Raw genomic sequence first — 20,681 nt, forward strand, 5'->3', positions numbered from 1 at the left:
CTTTTATATTAGTTTCTTTAAATGATTAAACCAATTTTTCATTTTCCATATTCATCGATTGTTTTTTATCTTTGATTTTCTGAAGCAATTCCTTGTCATCTACAACAGGATTATCTTTATCCCATTGCTCTTCTTCAGGAAGTTCAAACAATAATTGTTCGGCATATGGAGCAGGTTCATTATTTAAAAACTTTGTGATTTGTTCTTTAATTTTTTGCCGAGCTTCTTCAGGTGTTCGTTTTCCCTGAACAATATCATGCATCACATTCATGGAAATTGTATTTGCTCCTTCATTGTCACAGTGAACGATAACTTCGCCCTTTGTACGGTCAACAAACAAGCTTCCTTCCAGCATTGCTAATTCCCCAATTTTTTCAGCTGGCACATGATAGTTAATGACTTGTTCTAGCATATCTGTATGTGGCTCAGGGAAATCATGAGGGTAGCCATCTTTATATACTGTCGTTCTTTTCCAAGGACCATTATAGTACCAAGTAATTTGCGTTTCTGTTGCAGTATTTGGCTCACCGTAGAATTCCATCATCGTTTTCGTGACTTCTTTCGATAACAGTGGCCAATTTTTAATAATTGCCTCTACGTCTGCTTTGTTCACTTTATTCTTTGTTCCTCGTGTACCTCTTATCTTCGACTTCTTAAGTTTTTCATTAGTTGCTTCAGCAATTGCGCCTATTTTAATACGATCCTCACCCGGAATCTGACTAGAAATGGGCTGTTTATTATGGTTGGTCATTTAGGAAACATCCTTTCTCTATAAGTAGTGTTAATAGTCGCTTTCCCTTCAAACAGAAACTCAAACACACTTAAGCAGTACCTATATAATGAGAAATCCTTGAGAAAAATGATGTCGCCTCGAGTGTGGGGAGGTTGGGAAATGGTCTGGTATATCGAGTCAAATATGCTATTGTTGGTTGCATAATATGGTTACAAAAGGAGGGTTAAGATGAATGTAGCTTTTTTAGACAGGGACGGGACAATTGTAAAAGATTATGAGGATTCAACATGGTCACGTATAACTCGGCCAGAATTTATAGAAGGTGCGATTTCAACCTTGAGGAAGTTACAAACTTTAGACTACCGCTTAATAATTATTACGAACCAATATTTAATCAATGAGGGGTATATAAGTATTAACCAATATCATCAATTCACTAGTTTAATGCTCGAAGAATTAATAAGAAACGAGATTGAAATAACCGATATATTCTTCTGTCCACATGCAAAGAGGGAGCAGTGCAACTGTATGAAATCAAAAACGGGAATGATTGAAGCTGCATTGACTAAATATACGAACATTGACTTAAGTGAATCCATACTTATTGGAGATTCGCCAGTAGATGTTGAATTAGCTAATCAAATGAATATTAAAGCATTTAAAATTGGCCTCCCCTACGGTAATTCTACAAATGTAACTTCCTTATATGATGTACAAAATAAATTATAACGAGCAAATTCACGCATAAAGGGTAATCTATATAGAAAAGATAGGACTAGTTGCTCTTCAAAATGGAAGGAGAGGAGATCAGGATGAGGATTCGCTTTGGATATGTTGCGAACGCACTAGGATTATGGGATGCAAGTCCTTCAAAGACGTTAACATTTACACGTTATTCCGCTCTTCCTAAGCAAGAAAGATTAGACAAGCTAAAAGCGATAACAGCACAAAACTTGCAGCATACGAAAAGAATTCTCCACTATAATATCGCACATGAAATTAAAGTATATCGCTTTTCAAGTTCACTCGTCCCTTTGGCTACCCATCCAGAGGTAATGTGGGATTTTGTAACTCCTTTTAAAAAAGAGTGGGAAGAACTAGGTGAACTTGTACGAAACTACAACATACGTCCGAGTTTTCATCCGAATCAATTCACCTTGTTCACCAGTCCAAAGAATCACATTACAAGGAATGCAGTGATCGACATGGAATACCACTATAAAATGCTAGAAGCCATGAATGCATTAGAATATGGAATGATGAACATTCACATTGGTGGAGCGTATGGCGACAAAGAGCACGCTTTAAAGAGGTTTCATCATAATTTAGAAACACTACCGAAAGAGATAAAAAAGAAGATGACGCTAGAAAATGATGATAAGACGTACAATGTGGAAGAAACATTGAAGACTTGTGAAGAGGAAAAAATCCCAATGGTTCTCGATTATCATCACCATATGGCTAATCCAACCGAAGATGAACTCTTCGCCTATCTGCCTCGCATCTTTAACACATGGGAGGATTCAGCAAACAAACCAAAAGTGCATATTTCTTCACCTAAGTCAGAAAATGCCTACAGATCTCATGCTGATTTTGTATCTCTTGATTTTATTCTTCCTTTTTTCAAAATGGCAAAAGAGCTTGACCAAGACTTTGATGTGATGATTGAGGCAAAGCAAAAGAATTTGGCTATGTTGCAATTAATAGAAGAGGTTGCATCGATTCGGACGGTCAAACGAATTGCTGGCGCAACAGTGGAGTGGTAGCTCCCAAGAATTCACAATATAGGCGGTGGAAACAATGACGTTAGTACGACTTGGTTATGTAGCAATGAGCATGGAGCTGAAAAATGCCTCTCCATCCAAAACCATGACATTTTCCCAATTCGAAACCTACGATGACCGTGAAGCAGCTATTCGTAAGCTGGAACGAATTGCCCTAGAGAACTTACACAACACTTTACGAATATTGAAGCATAATGCAGCAACGAAGATTCATTTTTATCGTTTATCCTCCCGCCTAATTCCATTAGCTAACCATGAGGAATTAGCAGACTGGAATTACATGCCACCTCTTAAGGAAGCACTTCAAGAGATTGGGGATTTCGTTAAAAAGCATCAGTTAAGAATTGATTTTCATCCGGACCATTTTGTTTTGATTAATTCAATGAAGAAACATGTTTTAAAAGATGCTGTCACTACTTTAAAAATGCATTATTTATTGTTGAAATCGATGAAATTAGATCCGACACATCGATGTGTTATGCATGTAGGTGGAAATTATAAAGATACGGAAAAGTCACTGGAACGTTTTGTTGAAAACTGGATGTTTGTTCCCCACCCGATCCAGAAAATGATGATGCTAGAAAATGACGACACTTCATTTACATTAGAGGATACATTGTACTTATGTGAAAAATTAGGAGTTCCTCTTGTATTCGATTATCACCATCATTTAGCACACCATATAAATGCTAATTGGGAAGATCATTGGGAGAGAGTAATTAGTACGTGGTCGCAATCTCCACTTCCGATAAAAATGCATATTTCTAGTCCGAAAAGTGAGAAAGCATTTCGCCATCATGCTGATTATGTAGATGTGAATATGTTTTTTGAATTTCTGAAAAACATAAAGGGAAGCGTTCCTCAAATAGATTGTATGATTGAAGCGAAAAGGAAGGATGAAGCCCTTCTTCAATTAATGAGAGAGATAAAGAGTAGGGAGGATGTTGAGATAATCGATGGCTCTTCTTTTTATTTGAAATGATGGGACTAGCCAGAGGATATTTCACTCTGACTAGTCCTAATTCTGTTCCACAAACTTATGTAAAATATTCAAGCTTTGCTTCAGGGAAGTATTGCTGAATATATCCTCCAAGTGTATCTTTGATGTCTTCTTGTTCGTTATCTGTGTATACGTATTTACCAATGCCATATCTACCCCATTTCCATTTACGTTTCGACTCATCGAGCTCTAATTTCGTCATGGGATAATTTTGTTCTATGACACGCTTAGCAGGCTTCGTAAATCGGTGTTGAATCATTTCAAACGTCAAATCTTTCTTCGCAAAGGCAGGTAATGCATCGTTGAGCTTTTCGAACATTTCCTGGTAGCCTTCTTTCCAACCTTCATGAAGATAGATAGGAGCTACAATGAAACCAAGTGGATATCCAGCCTCAGCAACTTTAACAGCAGCTTTAATCCGTCCATCTAATCGGGATGTTCCCGGCTCAAAATATTTAATAATATAATCATCATTAATACTAAATCGAAAGCGTGTTTTACCATTGTGTTCTGCATCAAGTAGGTGATCGACGTGCTCAAACTTTGTAACAAATCGAAGTTTACCGTATTCGGACTTACCGAAAAACTCAATGGCTCTTTTTAGTGTGTGGGTTAAGTGATCAACACCTACGATATCGGACGTACAGGAAGCTTCAAAGCGCGTAAATTCTGGTGCACGTTCTGCCATATACTCTTCTGCAGCATCAAAGATTTCATCGACATTGACATATGTTCGAATATACGGCTTACTCCCCATCGTTGTTTGCAAATAACAATAATGGCAATGTCCCATACAGCCAGTGGCAAAAGGAATCGCATACTCTGCAGATGGCTTCGAAGTATCAAATTTCAATGTTTTACGTACCCCGACCACCAGAGTAGATTTGGCATTTCTGTATTTTTGAAAGTGATTCTCTCCAGGTAGATTTCTAATTTGGTTGTGTGAGGTAGTTTCTTTTATTTCCATCCCCATTTTTTCAAATTTGTTAACGAGCTCTTTCCCAAGAGGGTATTCTAATGCTCGTGGTTCGACATAAATTAACTTTGGCACAAATGGTTTAACCAAACCAATCACCTTCTTCGTTTGAGGCACCAAATGCTTCATGAAATACTTGTTCTGCTTCCTCTTCTGACTTATAGATCGCTAATTCTTCTGTTATTGGATAATACGTCTCATGAATAAATAATGCTAATTCCTCCGGTTTCTCTGGATTTTGTATGACAGCGGCTTGCTGAACATTGGCTACATCCTGTGCATGGGGATTGCGAATAATAACGTAGACAACCTCACCAGCACTAAATGATTCATTCGTATCCATTATTTCACCTAATTTCCTCTATTTTATTACCTATTATTCCACAAAGAGCGTGGTTTATTAGTGGAGAATTTCAGGCGTAAAAAGGCACAAACTCCAAATGGAAGTACCAAGAGGATAATGGTATACTAACTAGTAAAATGCATGAAAGGAAATTTGTATGAAAAATACCAAACTTATATTTGGAATAGTCTCTATCTGTTTCCTGTCCTTTGTATTATTGTTCATTATTTTTGGTTCATACTTTGAAAAAGATGATGTTGTCATTCAAGGCGAAAATTGGAGGGATACAGCAATATTCAATGTTCTAAGTGAAAAGAGCGAAGAATATGGTTTTGGCGATTATGGGTTAAATTCTTTTGATGATACGTATAAAAAAGAAGTTATAATAGTCATAGATCATGAAATCGATGAAGAAAATTTAAAAGAAGAACTTACTAATAAAATTGAGGATTTTAATCAATATTATGTTCTAAATATACTACCAAGAGAATTACCAGAAGAGTAAAGAAGAAATAATTATAAGGCATAAAGCAAAGGCCTGGTACATAACTCAAATTTAAATCATCAAAGACGAACAAAAAAGTGCTGTTATATTAATTACGTAGTGAAACACGAGACTCCTGCAGGAAAAGCAACAGCTGAAAATCCATTTCATAAGTTTTTAAAAAACTTATGAAATAAGTTGAAGCGTTGCCTGCGGAAAGCGAAGTGTTTTAGCGAAGTAATTATAAAAAAAAGCAGATACCGAACGAATTCTGACTAATCGTTCGGTATCTACTATGATAAAACACTTCTGTCCTGGCCTCTACTATTATTGTAATTACTATTTACATTACTTTGTCCGTCACCTTTCTTGTTAAAGAGAAGATGGCGAATAGTAAAGAAATCACAACTAGTCCACTACCAAACCAAGCGATATGAGAGACGGTTCCTGTATAACTTAATACTAATGCACCGAATGCGGATCCAAGTGAAATTCCTAATTGTAGCGAAGAATTATGAAAGCTTTGCTGGATATCCGATGTTTCAGGTGCAGTCTCAATTAAATAACTTTGTAGTGGCGGAGAAAGCCCCCAGCTAAGTGCTCCCCAAAGAATCAGAGCAGGTATGAATACATAGAGAGAAAAAGTTGTTAATGGAATTGCGAACAATACGAGTGCAAAGGCAATAATAACTGCAATAATGCTTTTCCGTGATCCAATGGAATCGGAAAGAATTCCACCCAATCCTCCACCACTAACTGCTGCTACTCCAAATGATAAATAGCAAATGCTCACCCAACTAGGATTGAGACCAAGTTCTTGCTCTAAGAACGGTGTTAGGTATGCATAAAGGGTATAATGCCCGGCTAACATAAACATGACAGTAAAATGTGCACTACTAATTTTTAAGCTGCTTACAGCCTTTAACTGTTGTGAAAGTGGGATTGGTTTTCCACCAGGGACACGTTCTAAAAAGATAGAGATGAGAATAAAAGAACCAATGGATAATAACGCAATTCCGAGAAAAATAACACGCCAACCAAAATGATCAGAGATAATAACTCCTAGTGGTACTCCCAAAACAAGTGATGAGCTCACTCCCATTGAGATAACACCGATTGCTTTCGCTCGATGGTGTGGTTGAACGATTTTCGCTGCAATAGTCAGTGACAATACAATGATCAACCCTGTACTCATAGCTGTTATAACCCGGGCAAACATCATAAAAGCAAAGCTTGTACTGAAATACGTCATAATGTTCCCAATGAAGAAAACAAATAAAGAGATAAGATATAATTTTTTCCGCTCCATTTTACTCGTCATAACTAATAGAATCGGACTAGAAATAGCAAAGACTAGAGCAAATATTGTAATGAGCTGTCCTGCCGAGCCTAAAGATATATTTAAATCATCCGCTATCGTAGGAAGAATACCTCCAATTATTAGCTCAACAAGTCCAACAGCAACAGTAGATAAGGCTAGGATAAAAACTTTATAATTCATGGTTGTCTGAGATCCTTTCTGATGTAAGAAAATGTTATAAAATAAAAGTCCTGATTACAAAAAATGAAAGATTCATTTCCTGTAATCAGGATTTTATGGTTCCTGGTAGAGACCCTCAAGCCATATTCTGAGGTTATACAGTAAGATATAGAATTACTTTGAACATTTTACTAGCTTTTTATACATAATTCAAGTGTTCACGATTTGTTTAATTCTATTCTACTCAAAAATCCCCCTATTTTAGAAAACAGGGGGAGCTAGCCAAAAATCAGTCTCTATGATGCTATTGCATATAACTTTCTACTAATTCATAGCTTCTTTCCTCTGTCAGGTTAGCAAGTACTGCCGAATACTCTAGATGTTCCTGTGTTCCACCTTCGTATTCTTTCGATGCTTCTAATGCCGTAGTGTCTCGATACTTGATCCATTCTCTTTGCTCTGCTCTTAAAGCTTCCATTTCTTCGGGCGGCAATTGCTCCTGTAGTACTTTATAGATTTCATTCAATAAATCGTCCCAAATTTCATATCTATAATCTTCTACTGCCTTAAGAGCATATGTAGAGGAATCCTCAGGCTCTATCCTATCTGCTTCCATTTTAGTTTGGTTGAGCTTTTCTAAATAATCTTCTTTAAGACTCTCATTCGGTTCTGTATTCTCAATATCGTCCACTTTAGCTCCGTCGTCTTCTGTTACTTCGCGATCTGTTTGTAGGTCATTTTCTGTTTGTGTAGTCTCTTCTTGTGTATTTGAGGTGTTCTCTTGTTGGTCAGTGTTTTCTGTTGTTGGTTCCTCTTCATCACTCGTAACTTCTTCTGATTCATTTCCGCAAGCTACTAGTAGACAAACTAATACAAAGGAAGAAAAAATAATACGTAGTTGTTTTTTATAATTTTTAATCGTCATAAGCCTCTCCTAATTATGTTTCTAATGATAGTATCGAATGGAGGATGGAAGATCCTAGATACTCTTAGGCTATCATGTGCCTTTTTTTTAGTAAAGTAAAATTTTGTATTTTAACGGTTTTGCAACTTAATGCTTTATCGGAGGAATGAGAATGTTACGATCATCTTTTAAGGAAATATGGACTTCGTGGTTTTTATTGATTGATGCATAAAATACACTATCTAATTCCACGACTCCTTGATAGGATAGTTGTTGTTTTAACCAGAAATCATCGACATTAAATTTCTCTAAAACTTCTTCATACATGGTTCCTTCGACAATAACAGGGTAAGAAATAGAAGATGCTGTTTGAATAATATTCATGTCTTCACGTGTCACTGTATTTTTAGACGGTTTCTTCCATACACTTAAAGACCCATTTGCTTCTACAATAGCTGTTTCCACATCCTTAATATCAAAAACTTCCTTTTCTCGTAACATTTGAAGTATATTATCAATTGAATAGTGAATCTTTTCTAGGTTTGTCGTAACGAATTTCCCGTCTTGTACAACAATAGTTGGCTCAAAGGTAAGCAGCCTGCCAATTTTTCGATTGGATAGTTTCCACTTAGCTACACCTTTTTGAAGAAGAGCAATGGCAATAATAGCAATAACGGTAGGGAAATGTTCAATATTAGGATCTGCGATGTCTGCACCAACAACTGCTCCTAGTATGATAACAACTAGGAAATCAAATATAGGCAATTCACCAATTACTCGTTTTCCCATGAATATAGTTATAAATAATAGTAGTGGCAAGATTGTAATAATTCTTAATAATATCAGAGCTATTTCCTTCAAAAAATCCAACATGCACGAATCACCCTTTTTTAATGACGTATTTGTCCCATTAATTCTAGGGTATTTTATCCTTGTCTGAAGTCATTATTCGGAAGGAATTGAGAAAAGTCCTGTTACTTTTTGAGCTATCCTCTCATTTTAAATAATTTATCGAGAAGTTCAGAAAAAAGTTTTTGTATTTATATACATAGTTGTGTATAATTATAATAACATATCGTAAATTATAGGAGAATCCACAATGAAAACTATAGATACAAAAAATATTATTATTATTGGTGCGGCGGGAAGAGATTTTCATAACTTTAATACGTATTATCGAGATAATAATGCTTATAATGTTGTTGCATTTACAGCAACACAAATTCCAGATATAGATGGAAGAAAATATCCTAGCGAATTAGCGGGAGAGCTTTATCCGGACGGTATTCCGATTTATTCACAAGATCAATTACCAGAATTAATCAAAGGGTTAGAAGTGGACGAATGTGTCTTTGCATACAGTGATGTTAGTTATCAAGATGTAATGGGTGTGGGTGCCATCGTAAACGCAGCTGGCGCAAATTTCACCCTGTTAGGTCCGAATAGCACAATGCTAAAGAGTAATAAACCGGTTATCTCTGTTTGTGCTGTGCGAACAGGGACAGGGAAGAGCCAAACATCTCGTAAAATAATCGAAACACTGTTAGAGCATAATCTTAAGGTTATTGCGATCAGACATCCAATGCCGTATGGCGATTTAAACGAACAGCGTGTGCAAAGATTTGCAACTGTAGAGGATCTGCAAAAACACCATTGTACGATTGAGGAAATGGAAGAATATGAACCACACGTAGCACGTGGTAATGTTGTGTATGCTGGTGTCGATTATGCAGACATATTAGAAGCGGCTGAAAATGATCCAGATGGTTGCGATGTAATTTTATGGGATGGGGGAAATAACGACCTTTCTTTCTACGAGCCTGATTTGGCTGTTACGGTATTAGACCCACATCGTCCAGGCCATGAATTGAAATACTATCCTGGTGAAGTGTGCTTACGAACAACAGATGTTGCAATTATTAATAAAGTAGATAGTGCGTCCGAGGAAGCTATACAAACTGTAGAAAATAACATTAAGTTTGCAAGTCCGAACAGTGCTATTATAAAAGCTGAATCAAAGATTACAGTAGATCAACCAGAGACGATTAAAGGTAAGCGTGTATTAATTGTTGAAGATGGCCCAACGTTAACGCATGGGGAAATGAAGCTTGGCGCAGGTACGATTGCGGCTGAGCGATTGGGAGCAAAGGAAATTGTCGACCCACGTCCATATGCTGTTGGTACACTAAAAGATACGTTCAATAAATACAGCCATATCGGCAACGTTCTTCCTGCAATGGGATACGGTGAACAACAATTAAAAGATCTAGAAGAAACGATTAATGCCACAGATTGTGACGCAGTAATCATCGGGACACCTATGGATTTAAGTCGCGTCATATCCATTAATAAGCCATGCACGCGCGTCCACTATGATTTAGAAGAAATCAGCACTCCGAATTTAAAAGATATATTAGCGAATTTCATTCAAGAACATAATCTTGGGTAAAATACATCCCTTTGGAAAGACTAGTAGGTACCTACTAGTCTTATTTTTATTGAGCAACGGTACTATAGCAATAACTTATATTTTCATCTTCAGAGATTGTAAAATCCACTGATATTTTTACATAAAAACCGAGAAGAATAGAAAGATAATAGAAGTACGAATTGCCACTTCATGTATAGAAATACAATATGACAAAGTACGGATCAGTCAAAATTTCCTCTAACAATCATTGAAGAATTGCTTAAACGGGTATAAACAATTAGATATTAAAAAATATAGCTATGTAGGAGGAAAAAATGAATAACAAACATTTAAAGAATCCAGTTTTTATTATCTCCGCAAGTATTATCTCCGTTTTAGTTTTAATTGGAGCCATATTTCCTCAAAAGTTTGGTGAGGTAGCGGAACAGTTATTTTTATTTACTACAAATAACTTCGGTTGGTTTTACTTAATAGCTGTATTTATCATTATATTGTTTCTTATTGCAATTGCTTTTAGTAAATTCGGGAAAATACGATTAGGTGGGGAAGATGAACGGCCTGAATTTCCTTTTTTCACATGGGTCGGCATGCTATTTTCCGCAGGGTTTGGTGCTGGATTAGTTTTTTGGGGTGTGGCAGAACCGATGTCCCATTTCTTTGAAACACCATTTTATGCGATAGAGAACCAGTCAGAAGAAGCTGCGCGTGTGGCAATGGGCTACTCATTTTTTCATTGGGGAATTAGTCAATGGTCTGTATTTGCAATTGTCGGATTAGTGATTGCTTTTTTACAGTTTAGAAAGAATGATAATGCGTTAATATCAAAAGCGACAGAATCTATTACTGGGCGTAAGACTGTAGTAAGAAATACGATTGATTCATTGGCAGTAGTTGCTACTGTTCTTGGTGTCGCTACTTCGATTGGTTTAGGGGTGCTTCAAATTCATGGAGGTCTCACTACCATCTCGAATATACCGACTGCTCTTTGGGTTCAGATTGTAATTATTGCTATTATATTTTTGGCTTATATGGCATCTGCAACAACAGGTCTTGATAAAGGAATCCGTTATTTAAGTAATCTAAATTTAGCGATATGTCTAGTATTACTCGTGTTTGTTTTCTTTATGGGGCCGACCGTATTTATATTAAATGCATTCACGTTAGGTATCGGTGATTATATTGCAGAATTTATCCAATATAGTTTACGATTAGAGCCTTATAAAGGAGGTACTTGGGTGCGCGATTGGACGGTCTTTTATTGGGCTTGGGCGATTGCGTGGTCACCTTTTGTCGGTGCGTTTGTAGCACGGGTTTCAAGAGGTCGTACCATTCGGGAGTTTATAGCAGGTGTTATGGTCATACCGCCAGTTCTTGCTTGTTTTTGGATTGCAACGTTCGGGGGGACAGCTCTATATAAAGATTTAAATGAAAATGCAGGTATTGCGGAGGCAGTTAATAATGATATAACAGTAGCTTTGTTTAATGTTTTCGAGACATTGCCTTTATCCTTTATAATGTCAGCATTATCAATCTTACTTATTTTTACGTTTCTAATCACCTCTGCAGACTCCGCGACTTATATATTAGGAAGTATGACAACTGGTGGCAGTCTGAATCCACCTGTGTTTCAAAAATTAGTATGGGGAGTATTAATTTCTGCAATAGCCGGCGTATTGCTTTTGGCTGGTGGTTTAGATGCATTGCAGACAGCATCACTAGTTGCAGCCGTTCCATTTACCGTTATATTGCTCATTATGATAGCGGCAATCCTAAAGTTATTGAAGAAAGAACCAATTCCAATTTCTAAGAGGGATATAAGAAGATATCGTCGAATTGAAAAGGCAAGCGCAACGCTCGAGGAAAAAGAAAAGAAAATGAAGAAGAAGGGTAAATAATATATACAAACAAAGGATTGGAAAGAAACAAATAGACAAATGTATTATGTAACAAGAGAATCAATAATGATTAAAAGCGTGAGATATTTTTGCAAATGTCTCACGCTTTTATGTGATTTTTTTAGTTATTACATTTTTAATCCTACTGAACATCGCGTGCATTATTCATGCTTCATATTCTTCAAACTAAAAAATGATGATACAATCAAATAAAACGAAGAGAGGATGTATGTTATCCAAATCTATAAATTATGCAACATAAAACTTAAATTAATATGCTGAGGAGGAAAGTGTATGAGGGATTGTAGGATATCATTAATTATTTTTGCGTTGCTAATTGTAACCGCTTGCAATGATAGTGAGGAGACTAAGTATAAAGTTATCTACTCAGGAGAAAGCGAGTCAGAAGAGCAAATGGATACCCCTGTTGAGGTTAAAAATTCTATAACCAAACCTGCTACGGTGGCCATTGTTCCTAAAGTAGTGAATATCCCATATTTCAATGCAGTAGAGAAAGGAGCTATGGAAGCAAGTAAAGAATTCGGTGTAAACGTAATTTATGCTGGGCCAAATATTGCAGATTCTAAGCAGCAAATTAATATTATTGAAGAATTAATTGAGGAAAATATTGATGTATTAGCTGTATCAGCTAATGATCCTGAGGAGTTATTACCTATACTTAATAAAGCTCAACGGTCAGGTATAAGAGTAATAACATGGGATGCAGATACAGAAACAGAAGGAAGGGAATTTTTTATCAATATGGTTCATCCTGAAACATTAGGGAGGCATCTCATGGATACACTAGCAAAGCATACGAATGAAAAAGGTGATTATGCAATCCTGACTGGTGCCTTATCTGCTGCAAATTTGAATGAATGGATGCATTGGATGATGGCACAACAGGAAGAATATTATCCTGATTTAAATCTTATTGAGGTAATCCCAACTGATGAGGATCCCAATAAAGCTTATACCTCCACATTGGAACTGTTGGAAAAGTACCCCAATATTAAAGGTATCATTGGCAATGTATCTGTAGCACCTCCTGCTGCGTCTCAAGCAGTAACAGATACTGGCAAGATAGGAGAAGTTATAGTGGTTGGGTTGTCGTCACCTAGCCAAATGCGGGAATATTTAAATAGTGGAGCTGCACAAGTTGTTACTTTATGGAGTCCAAAAAGATTGGGATATTTAACAGTAGCATTGGCGAAAAATTTAGTAGAAGGCATCAAACCGTATGACAAGCAATATATACAGGGAGTTGGTCCGATATCGGTAATGGATGACGAAGTGATTATGGGCGATCCAATTGATTTTTATATAGGTAACGTGGATGAATATGATTTCTAAATTTCTCAAATTCAAGAACTATCGATTAATGCCCAAATTAATCATTATCTACTCCCTTTTAACCGTTATTCCAATGGCAATATTAGGATATATCGCCTACAGCCAATACATATCTTCTATCGAGAAACAAGCAGGAGAATACACTCCATTATTATTAGAACAAGCTCATGCTAATATTCACAACCAAATAGATGAGTTAAAGCTTCTACCAAACTTAATCTACAACTCTAATCAGGTAGTTGGTGTTTTAAGAGAGGAATTCTATCAAACTAATTCTGCTTTATTGCACGATGAGTTTGTAGTAAATAATTTCTTGAATACAACCTATATAAGTGGAGGAAATCCTAATGTACTAGGAGTTTTTCTGATTTCCAATAACCGACTTTTTCAAGCTACAAGCAAAAGCTATTCTGGATTTGAATTGGATGCTAGTTCTTTTCCATTTGGACAAGATTTTGAATGGACTGAGTCAGAGTCAATCATTCTACCAAAGCAAATTTCTTTAGAATTTGAGGGAAATCCTCAATATATTTTATTAATGAAACAACTTACTGACTATGACAATCGTAAAAAGTTAGGAACCATTTTTATTGCTTATGAATTAAACTTCTTGGAGAGTATTTTTGAAAAATTAAATTCGGAAAAAGGTGATATATGGCTAATGAATGATCAGGGTAGGGTTATTTATCATTCTAATCATGAGGAAATTGGTAATATTCATATAGAATCCAATGATTATCCAATCTTAAATGGCAGTTTCCGTACATTGAATGAGAATGAAAATAAACTTATTAGCTTACATACATCAGATGAAACAGGCTGGACTTTAGCGCAGAGTATCTATCTTAGTGAATTGACTCAACGAACAGACATGGTGAGAAATGTAACTATTATTATTTTTATTATACTTGTTATTATTAGTTTATTTTTATTTGTCATTTTCGTTTGGAACGTTTCTAGCCCTATCTATCGATTGGTCAAGTTAATGAAAAAAGTAGAGACGGGAGATTTTGATGTCGATTTACCAACTAAATCAAAGGATGAAGTTGGTTTATTAGCAATTAGTTTCAATTCAATGGTGAATAAAATAAAGGATTTAATAAAGGAAAATTACCATATTGAAATAAAGCAGAAAGACGCCGAACTTTATGCACTTCAGTCTCAAATTAATCCACACTTTATGTACAACACTCTCGAAACAATTGGAATGGTAATTGAAGAAGACGATCAGGAAACAGGTGTTAAGATGGTCACTTTATTAGGGCGTATGCTACGTTATTCTATTAGTAATAAAGATAGACTTGTCTCGATAGAGAAAGAGGTTAGTCATATAGAGGATTACTTAACAATACAGAAGATTAGATTTGAAGATCGCCTTACATTTGATATACAAAAGGAGCTGGAAACTGAACAATACTATATACCAAAGTTTATTATTCAACCAATAGTTGAAAATTCCATTAAATACGGGCTAGAGCGGATAGAGGGTATCCACATCCTTGTTAAGATAAAAAAAATATCTAATCCTTTGAACGGTGGAGAAGAAATTCTATTAGTAATAGAGGATAATGGTCCGGGAATTGATACTGAAAGATTAATATATTTAAAAAAAGAATTAAAATCAGATCCAACTATTAAAAAGGATGGTAGCTTCGGATTAATTAATGTTCATTCGCGAATTGTAATGACTTTTGGAAGTAATTATGGCTTACAGATTACTAGTTTAGAAAGTAGAGGTACTGTAGTACGTATTACAATACCTTGCATAACTTCAGATCTTGTAGCAAGTAATCTGAAAATGGGGGAGAGCGATAATGAAAAAGATATCAGTAGTTATAGTAGATGACGAAAATAGGATCCGTAGAGGTATAGAAAGAATGGTTCAATCTGCAGGTGATGTGTGGGACATTGTTGGGAGTTTTCAGAATCCGAATGACTTATTAGATAAATGTTCTAATCGGGAACTTACATTTGATTTGTTAATTACGGACATAAAGATGCCTGGTTTAGATGGTTTAACATTAATTTCTAAGCTGAAGAATTATTTTTCTTTCTACGCTCTTGTTATAAGTGGATATGACGATTTTTCGTATCTACAAAAAGCTATGAGGGAAGGAACAATAGATTATCTTCTAAAACCGTTAGAGCGAGAGGATTTTCACCTTCGCCTCGCTTCGGCTAAAGAGAAAATAGAGAATGATCGGAATCGAGAGAAGGAAATTACATCCATCCGCAATAAGGCCTCTAGTCTTACTTATACGAATCAACTTCAAATGCTAAGTAATACTTTAGTAGAACAAGGAAATATAGATATTTCTATGATGGAGTGGACAAGAGACTTTCCGAACGGGAACTTTCTTCTATTTCATTTTAGTATGGATAAGAGTGACTATAAAATGAAATCCATCTCTAAATCTTGGCTTTCTATGTGGGCGTTTGCGATGGAGAATATCTTAAAGGAAACATATGAAAATTCTGGCCGAGTTTCAGCTGATAATATATGATGGGTTTGGAATGCGAAAAATTATTCTTATTGGGTACTAGTTGTTAACGAGCATCTTTCAGAGAAAGCTTTTGAAGAAATAGGCATTAAAATTGCAGAGCAATGCAGAGATAATATCCAGCTATACACACCGATAACAGCAACGGTATGTATGAGTAATACTTTTAAGGATTTATCTTCACTGTCTAGTGTTAGTGAGAACTTATTACAACTACTGCAATTTAGATTAGTGTATGGTGGAAACAAACTATTCACTTTGCAACTGATGGAAAAATGGATGAGTCAGAGTCTACATACTGATAAATTAGAAAAAATACAACGTGATATAGACCAATTTATTATTGCTTTAAATAGTATGAATAGACCTCTTATACGGAAGTTATTACGTAGGTTTTTTAAAAACCTCCAAGTCTTACCATCGCCAAAGGAAATATTACTAAGTCTACAGTCGTTTTGTATCAGGATTCTGAACGATGTCATTATGCAGAATCGATTTAGATTTAATGATGAGGTTATAGAGGAAGGTTTCCTTTTATCCAATATGAATATGGCAACAACATTTTCTGAGTTGGAAAATAAGGTTAATGAATGGGTTCAACTTATTACAGAAGAATTAAATTCAATACAAAAAGCTAATGGGTTCAATCGAATAGAAATCGCAAAAAGGTGGATTTTAGAAAACCTTGAGAAACAAATTACGGTCGAAAAGATTGCGCAGCAAGTATATTTGAATCCCACCTATCTTTGTGAGGTATTCAAGACAGAGACTGGTGAAACAATTTTAGACTTTGTAACAAAAGCAAGAATTAGTAAAGCAAAATATTTATTAGAAAATTCGAATTTGAAAATATATGAGGTAGCACAAAAAGTAGGTTATTCTGATACAAAGTATTTTAGTAAGCTATTTAAAAGGCATCATGGAATACTTCCCTCTACTATAAAGGAGCTAAAGATAAAAAAAGAACTAGAAGCAGAGAAGTAGCTATATTAATACTGAACCGTATGAGACAAACGTTGTTTCATACGGTTGTTTAATTTAACCGAAAATCAACTACGTTAACCGAATTTTATCCCCTTATAATACAAACACTATTCTATTATATTTATGGAAGCGGATTCATTAAATGGAGCCGAAATTCTAAACAACTATCAAAATAAAAGGGGAGAATGATATGAAGAGATTTATTTTAATGTTTATTGTTGTATCTTTAGCATTCATTTTTATTGCTTGTGGAAACAATAGCGAGACAGATGGTGAAGCAAGTGAAAATACTAGTGAAGACTCGGGCACCAACACGAACAATACAGAATCGGCTGAAGATAATGGGGTTATTGGAATGACCGTATTGGATTTGGGCAATCCCTTTTTCGTCCAATTGACAGAAGTAGTTGGTGAACTTGCAGAAGCGGAAGGATACACGTTGAACGTAAATGACCCTAGAGACGATGTGAATTCTCAAGTAGATGCTATACAAGATTTTATTTCCCAAGGAGTAGATGCCATTATTGTAACAGCAACAGATCAAAACGTAATTAATGAAGCCATTCAAGAGGCAAAAGATGCTGGTATTCCTGTTGTTGCTCACACAACTAAGTTAGAAAACGCAGATGCGTGGGTTGGTGCGGATGAATATTCTATGGGATTGGCGTTAGGCCAGCAAGCTGGAGAGTGGATTTTAGAAAACCATAGTGGAGATGGAGAAGTAGGTATTTTAAATTTTGATCAAATTGAACAAGTAATTCAGCGTAAAGAAGGGATTATTGATGGAATTCATGAACATGCACCTAACGTAGAAGTAGTTGCGGATCAACAAGCTGGTGATCCAAATAGTGGCTATAACGTTGCGGAAGGTTTTATACAAGCAAATCCCGATTTAGTTGGAATCTTTGGAATTAATGATGCTGGTGCACTTGGGGCATACAATGCTGCTGTAGGAGCAGGTAAAGATAGCGATGCCTTTGCTGTCGGGGGAATAGATGCGGTTCCTGAAGCGGTTGAAGCGATTAAAGAGGATGGAATCTACAAATTCACCGTTGATCAACAACCTGGTGTTACTGGTCAAACATTATTCGAAAAGGCATTTGCTTTAATTAATGGTGAAGCAGTTGAAGAGGAGACAGAAATCGAAGTGAAAGCAGTAAATTCCTCTAATATCGACGAATACTAATTATGCCTTAGGGGAATCCAATTGATTTATTGGATTTCCCCTAAGAATTTTTAGAAATGTGAGGTGAATAAGAATGTCAAACCTTGTTATTGAAATGGAGAATATTACTAAGGAATATCCCGGAACTATCGCTTTACAAGGCGTTAATCTACAAATCCACGCAGGTGAGGTACATACAATTGCTGGGGAAAATGGGGCAGGTAAATCAACATTAATGAAAATCTTAGCTGGAGCAATCACTCCGACACAAGGAATTGTTAAAATCAAAGGGGAAATGAGAAAGGAGTTCTCGCCAAAAATTGCTGCGGCAGAAGGGATTGGAATCATATATCAAGAATTCAATTTAGTCCCGTATCTGACTGTGGAAGAGAATATATTACTAGGCAAAGAGAATACAAGAGGGCTTTTTGTAGATAAACGTAAAAACCTACAATTAACACAGAAGGCGTTGGATAGGGTAGGGGCAAGTTTTTCTCCAAAATCATATGTGAAAGATTTAGGGGTGGCGGAACAACAATTAGTAGAAATTGCTAAGTCTGTTTCAAAGGAAGTAGATGTATTAATAATGGATGAACCTACAGCTGCTTTAACAGGTGAAGAAATAAAGAAACTATTCACGTTAATTCGTCAGTTAAAGAATGAGGGAGTCTCGATTATTTATATATCTCATAAATTTGAGGAGATGTTTGAGATTTCTGATCGGATTACTATCTTACGAGATGGAGAATATATCGCCACAAAAAAAATAGAGGATTTGAATCATGAAAAACTTATCCAATTAATGGTTGGAAGAGAGCTTTCTATGTCAATGAAAACTAGTTCCGCGCAAGATGAAGTCATTTTAAAAGTAGAGAAGCTTAGTTCAACAGATAAGATTGATTCTATTTCTTTTCAACTTCGAAAAGGAGAAGTTCTTGGTATAGCTGGTTTGCTAGGATCGGGTAGAACAGAACTGGCAAAAACTTTGTATGGTATCAACCCTATCACAGGAGGAAGTTTTAGTATTAAGAACAAAAAAATAACGAAAGTAAAATCTCCAGAACATGCTATCAAGATTGGTATTGGATTAATTCCCGAGGATAGGAAGAACGAGGGACTAGTTTTGGGGCAAGATTGTGCAAAGAATATTATCTTACCAGCATTGAAACAAATTAGCTATGGTTTTTTCCTAAATAGCAGGCAAGAAAAAGAGATTATTTCCGCTTATAAGGAAAAATTGAGAATAAAGTATTATCCAGGTCAGTTAGCTGGAGAATTAAGTGGAGGTAATCAGCAAAAGTTAGTTATTGCAAAAGCTCTAGCTACAAATGTTGATATTTTAATTTTTGATGAACCCACTAGGGGTGTTGATATTGGTGCAAAGCAAGAGATTTATAACTTAATGAATCAGTTTCTTCAAGAAGGCAAGGCAATCATTATGATTTCTTCGGAAATGCCAGAGCTTCTTAATATTGCCGATAGAATTGCTGTGATGACAGAAGGAAAGCTAGCAGGCATTCTTGATAACAAAGACGCAACACAGGAGAAAATACTTCAATTAGCTGCTGGTATCAATTCAAACGGAGAGGTGATTGTATGAATGCAGAGGTAAAGGAAACGAACGTGACGTCTTTGCAGGCAAAAAGGAAGTTTTTTAAACTTAACCAAGAATGGATACTACTTTTCGTCTTAATTGGTTTGATTATATTTTTCTCTATTATGTCAGCAAGCTTTTTTACTACTGGGAATTTCGTAAATATTACCAGACAAATAGCTATGTTAGGTATTATAGCAGCTGGGATGTCTATTGTTTTGTTAATTGGCGGAATTGATTTATCAGTAGCATCTAACGTGGCTCTAACAAGCGTTTCAATGGGATTGTTAATTTCAGCAGGAATAGATCCTTTCATATCAATATTACTTGGAATACTTGTAGGGACAACGGTCGGGCTTATTAATGGGATAATTATTACATGGGTAGGAATACCAGCGTTAATTACTACCCTAGGGATGTTAACCATTGTTAGAGGATTCACCTTTCTAATAACTGATGGATATCCTGTTTTCGGATTCCCGGAAAGCATTCGATGGTTTGGAACAGGTTTCCTTTTCGGTATACCTGTTCCTGTAGTCATAATGATGATAGTCTTTACTCTTGTCTACATTCTACTGTATAAAACATATCTAGGTAGACATATTTATGCGTTAGGTGGTAATGAAGAAGCAGCTAGATTATCGGGAATTAATACAAAAAAGATACAGCTCATGGTATATATGCTTTCGGGCTTCTTCTGTAGCATTGCGGGTCTAATCCTTTTAGGGCGATTAAACTCAGGGCAACCAAATGCCTTACAGGGATTTGAATTAGATGTGGTAACAGCAGTTGTACTTGGGGGAGTAAGTATTTTTGGGGGTCAAGGAAAACTAGTCGGTGTTGTTTTGGGTGTATTTATTATGGGGGTCCTATCAAATGGCCTAGTAATTATGAACGTTAATGAGTTTATCCAAATGGTTATTATCGGATCCGTTCTGTTGGTAGCAGTTGGTGCTGATAGAGTTGCTAATCGTAAGAAAAATTAATAGTAACAATAAAAACGTGAGACAAATGAATAAATGAGTCTCACGTTTTTAAATTCTTATTTTTTATT

Annotated in this window: 19 protein-coding genes and 1 riboswitch; of the genes, 13 read left to right on the forward strand and 6 right to left on the reverse strand. The window is 35.9% G+C overall.

From position 1 onward, the window contains the following. Positions 1-25 precede the first annotated feature (25 nt). On the reverse strand, positions 26-751 hold the full coding sequence (locus tag GGQ92_RS05875; protein WP_184245571.1) for a hypothetical protein: 726 nt from the start codon (positions 749-751) through the stop codon (positions 26-28). A 210-nt stretch (positions 752-961) separates the two neighbouring features. Here GGQ92_RS05875 and GGQ92_RS05880 point away from each other — a divergent pair, with 210 nt between their 5' ends. From GGQ92_RS05880 to uvsE (GGQ92_RS05890), 3 genes are all read left to right on the forward strand, one after another. Further along, on the forward strand, positions 962-1,462 hold the full coding sequence (locus tag GGQ92_RS05880; RefSeq protein WP_184245574.1) for a D-glycero-alpha-D-manno-heptose-1,7-bisphosphate 7-phosphatase: 501 nt from the start codon (positions 962-964) through the stop codon (positions 1,460-1,462). A gap of 83 nt (positions 1,463-1,545) precedes the next feature. After that, positions 1,546-2,499 carry a UV DNA damage repair endonuclease UvsE gene (gene uvsE / locus GGQ92_RS05885; protein ID WP_184245577.1) on the forward strand — a complete coding sequence of 318 codons (954 nt, stop codon included), beginning with the start codon at positions 1,546-1,548 and terminating at the stop codon, positions 2,497-2,499. A 34-nt stretch (positions 2,500-2,533) separates the two neighbouring features. Further along, positions 2,534-3,499 (forward strand): UV DNA damage repair endonuclease UvsE, encoded by a 966-nt coding sequence (gene uvsE, locus GGQ92_RS05890; protein WP_184245579.1) that lies wholly within the window; start codon positions 2,534-2,536, stop codon positions 3,497-3,499. A 55-nt stretch (positions 3,500-3,554) separates the two neighbouring features. On the opposite strand, the gene splB is transcribed toward uvsE (GGQ92_RS05890), so the two are convergent. Next, positions 3,555-4,583, reverse strand: a complete 1,029-nt coding sequence (gene splB / locus GGQ92_RS05895; RefSeq protein WP_184245581.1) for a spore photoproduct lyase — start codon at positions 4,581-4,583, stop codon at positions 3,555-3,557. After that, positions 4,576-4,836, reverse strand: a complete 261-nt coding sequence (locus GGQ92_RS05900) for a transcriptional regulator SplA domain-containing protein (RefSeq protein ID WP_184245584.1) — start codon at positions 4,834-4,836, stop codon at positions 4,576-4,578. Before GGQ92_RS05900 ends, splB begins: the two co-directional genes overlap by 8 nt. A gap of 157 nt (positions 4,837-4,993) precedes the next feature. Between GGQ92_RS05900 and GGQ92_RS05905 the strand changes: the two genes are divergently transcribed. Continuing rightward, positions 4,994-5,341, forward strand: a complete 348-nt coding sequence (locus tag GGQ92_RS05905; RefSeq protein WP_184245585.1) for a hypothetical protein — start codon at positions 4,994-4,996, stop codon at positions 5,339-5,341. Positions 5,342-5,663: 322 nt separating this feature from the next. Here GGQ92_RS05905 and GGQ92_RS05910 read toward each other — a convergent pair whose 3' ends face one another. The 3 genes from GGQ92_RS05910 to GGQ92_RS05920 form a co-directional block, all read right to left on the reverse strand. Then, a complete protein-coding gene (locus tag GGQ92_RS05910; protein WP_184245588.1) occupies positions 5,664-6,821 on the reverse strand; it encodes an MFS transporter in 1,158 nt (385 codons plus the stop codon). A gap of 62 nt (positions 6,822-6,883) precedes the next feature. Beyond that, positions 6,884-6,982, reverse strand: a riboswitch (purine riboswitch). Between the two features lie 122 nt (positions 6,983-7,104). Beyond that, entirely contained in the window at positions 7,105-7,725 is a 621-nt protein-coding gene (locus GGQ92_RS05915; RefSeq protein WP_184245591.1) for a lysozyme inhibitor LprI family protein, read from the reverse strand. 126 nt (positions 7,726-7,851) lie between these two features. Next, on the reverse strand, positions 7,852-8,577 hold the full coding sequence (locus GGQ92_RS05920; RefSeq protein ID WP_184245594.1) for a DUF421 domain-containing protein: 726 nt from the start codon (positions 8,575-8,577) through the stop codon (positions 7,852-7,854). Between the two features lie 226 nt (positions 8,578-8,803). Between GGQ92_RS05920 and GGQ92_RS05925 the strand changes: the two genes are divergently transcribed. The 9 genes from GGQ92_RS05925 (at position 8,804) to GGQ92_RS05965 (ending at position 20,613) form a co-directional block, all read left to right on the forward strand. Then, the gene (locus tag GGQ92_RS05925) at positions 8,804-10,153 is read left to right on the forward strand and encodes a cyclic 2,3-diphosphoglycerate synthase (RefSeq protein ID WP_221437245.1); all 1,350 of its coding nucleotides are present in this window, start codon (positions 8,804-8,806) and stop codon (positions 10,151-10,153) included. Between the two features lie 296 nt (positions 10,154-10,449). Further along, complete coding sequence (locus GGQ92_RS05930; RefSeq protein WP_184245597.1) at positions 10,450-12,030, forward strand: BCCT family transporter; 1,581 nt, start codon at positions 10,450-10,452, stop codon at positions 12,028-12,030. 294 nt (positions 12,031-12,324) lie between these two features. Further along, complete coding sequence (locus GGQ92_RS05935) at positions 12,325-13,383, forward strand: autoinducer 2 ABC transporter substrate-binding protein (RefSeq protein WP_184245600.1); 1,059 nt, start codon at positions 12,325-12,327, stop codon at positions 13,381-13,383. Continuing rightward, positions 13,373-15,229 (forward strand): sensor histidine kinase, encoded by a 1,857-nt coding sequence (locus GGQ92_RS05940; RefSeq protein WP_184245602.1) that lies wholly within the window; start codon positions 13,373-13,375, stop codon positions 15,227-15,229. The genes GGQ92_RS05935 and GGQ92_RS05940 overlap by 11 nt, the downstream gene beginning before the upstream one ends. Beyond that, positions 15,198-15,887 (forward strand): response regulator, encoded by a 690-nt coding sequence (locus tag GGQ92_RS05945; protein WP_184245605.1) that lies wholly within the window; start codon positions 15,198-15,200, stop codon positions 15,885-15,887. The genes GGQ92_RS05940 and GGQ92_RS05945 overlap by 32 nt, the downstream gene beginning before the upstream one ends. A 150-nt stretch (positions 15,888-16,037) precedes the next feature. Next, positions 16,038-16,868: a helix-turn-helix transcriptional regulator gene (locus GGQ92_RS05950; protein ID WP_184245608.1), complete on the forward strand. Its 831-nt coding sequence runs from the start codon at positions 16,038-16,040 to the stop codon at positions 16,866-16,868. Between the two features lie 190 nt (positions 16,869-17,058). Next, positions 17,059-18,054, forward strand: coding sequence for a sugar ABC transporter substrate-binding protein (locus GGQ92_RS05955; protein WP_184245611.1), 996 nt, complete (start codon positions 17,059-17,061; stop codon positions 18,052-18,054). Between the two features lie 73 nt (positions 18,055-18,127). Next, positions 18,128-19,633, forward strand: a complete 1,506-nt coding sequence (locus GGQ92_RS05960) for a sugar ABC transporter ATP-binding protein (protein WP_184245614.1) — start codon at positions 18,128-18,130, stop codon at positions 19,631-19,633. After that, a complete protein-coding gene (locus GGQ92_RS05965; protein WP_184245617.1) occupies positions 19,630-20,613 on the forward strand; it encodes an ABC transporter permease in 984 nt (327 codons plus the stop codon). Before GGQ92_RS05960 ends, GGQ92_RS05965 begins: the two co-directional genes overlap by 4 nt. The last annotated feature ends 68 nt before the right edge of the window (positions 20,614-20,681 follow it).

The organism is Gracilibacillus halotolerans (assembly GCF_014206945.1).
GTDB classification, from domain to species: domain Bacteria; phylum Bacillota; class Bacilli; order Bacillales; family Amphibacillaceae; genus Gracilibacillus; species Gracilibacillus halotolerans.

Excerpts from the sequence above, each read along its gene's own strand:
- GGQ92_RS05915 (WP_184245591.1), bottom strand. The coding sequence starts at position 7,725 with ATGACGATTAAAAATTATAAAAAACAACTACGTATTATTTTTTCTTCC.
- GGQ92_RS05945 (WP_184245605.1), top strand. The coding sequence starts at position 15,198 with ATGAAAAAGATATCAGTAGTTATAGTAGATGACGAAAATAGGATCCGT.
- GGQ92_RS05960 (WP_184245614.1), top strand. The coding sequence starts at position 18,128 with ATGTCAAACCTTGTTATTGAAATGGAGAATATTACTAAGGAATATCCC.
- GGQ92_RS05900 (WP_184245584.1), bottom strand. The coding sequence starts at position 4,836 with ATGGATACGAATGAATCATTTAGTGCTGGTGAGGTTGTCTACGTTATT.
- GGQ92_RS05905 (WP_184245585.1), top strand. The coding sequence starts at position 4,994 with ATGAAAAATACCAAACTTATATTTGGAATAGTCTCTATCTGTTTCCTG.
- GGQ92_RS05880 (WP_184245574.1), top strand. The coding sequence starts at position 962 with ATGAATGTAGCTTTTTTAGACAGGGACGGGACAATTGTAAAAGATTAT.
- GGQ92_RS05955 (WP_184245611.1), top strand. The coding sequence starts at position 17,059 with ATGAAGAGATTTATTTTAATGTTTATTGTTGTATCTTTAGCATTCATT.
- uvsE (WP_184245577.1), top strand. The coding sequence starts at position 1,546 with ATGAGGATTCGCTTTGGATATGTTGCGAACGCACTAGGATTATGGGAT.
- GGQ92_RS05930 (WP_184245597.1), top strand. The coding sequence starts at position 10,450 with ATGAATAACAAACATTTAAAGAATCCAGTTTTTATTATCTCCGCAAGT.
- GGQ92_RS05875 (WP_184245571.1), bottom strand. The coding sequence starts at position 751 with ATGACCAACCATAATAAACAGCCCATTTCTAGTCAGATTCCGGGTGAG.
- GGQ92_RS05940 (WP_184245602.1), top strand. The coding sequence starts at position 13,373 with ATGATTTCTAAATTTCTCAAATTCAAGAACTATCGATTAATGCCCAAA.
- GGQ92_RS05935 (WP_184245600.1), top strand. The coding sequence starts at position 12,325 with ATGAGGGATTGTAGGATATCATTAATTATTTTTGCGTTGCTAATTGTA.
- GGQ92_RS05965 (WP_184245617.1), top strand. The coding sequence starts at position 19,630 with ATGAATGCAGAGGTAAAGGAAACGAACGTGACGTCTTTGCAGGCAAAA.
- uvsE (WP_184245579.1), top strand. The coding sequence starts at position 2,534 with ATGACGTTAGTACGACTTGGTTATGTAGCAATGAGCATGGAGCTGAAA.
- GGQ92_RS05910 (WP_184245588.1), bottom strand. The coding sequence starts at position 6,821 with ATGAATTATAAAGTTTTTATCCTAGCCTTATCTACTGTTGCTGTTGGA.
- GGQ92_RS05950 (WP_184245608.1), top strand. The coding sequence starts at position 16,038 with ATGAGTAATACTTTTAAGGATTTATCTTCACTGTCTAGTGTTAGTGAG.
- GGQ92_RS05925 (WP_221437245.1), top strand. The coding sequence starts at position 8,804 with ATGAAAACTATAGATACAAAAAATATTATTATTATTGGTGCGGCGGGA.
- GGQ92_RS05920 (WP_184245594.1), bottom strand. The coding sequence starts at position 8,577 with ATGTTGGATTTTTTGAAGGAAATAGCTCTGATATTATTAAGAATTATT.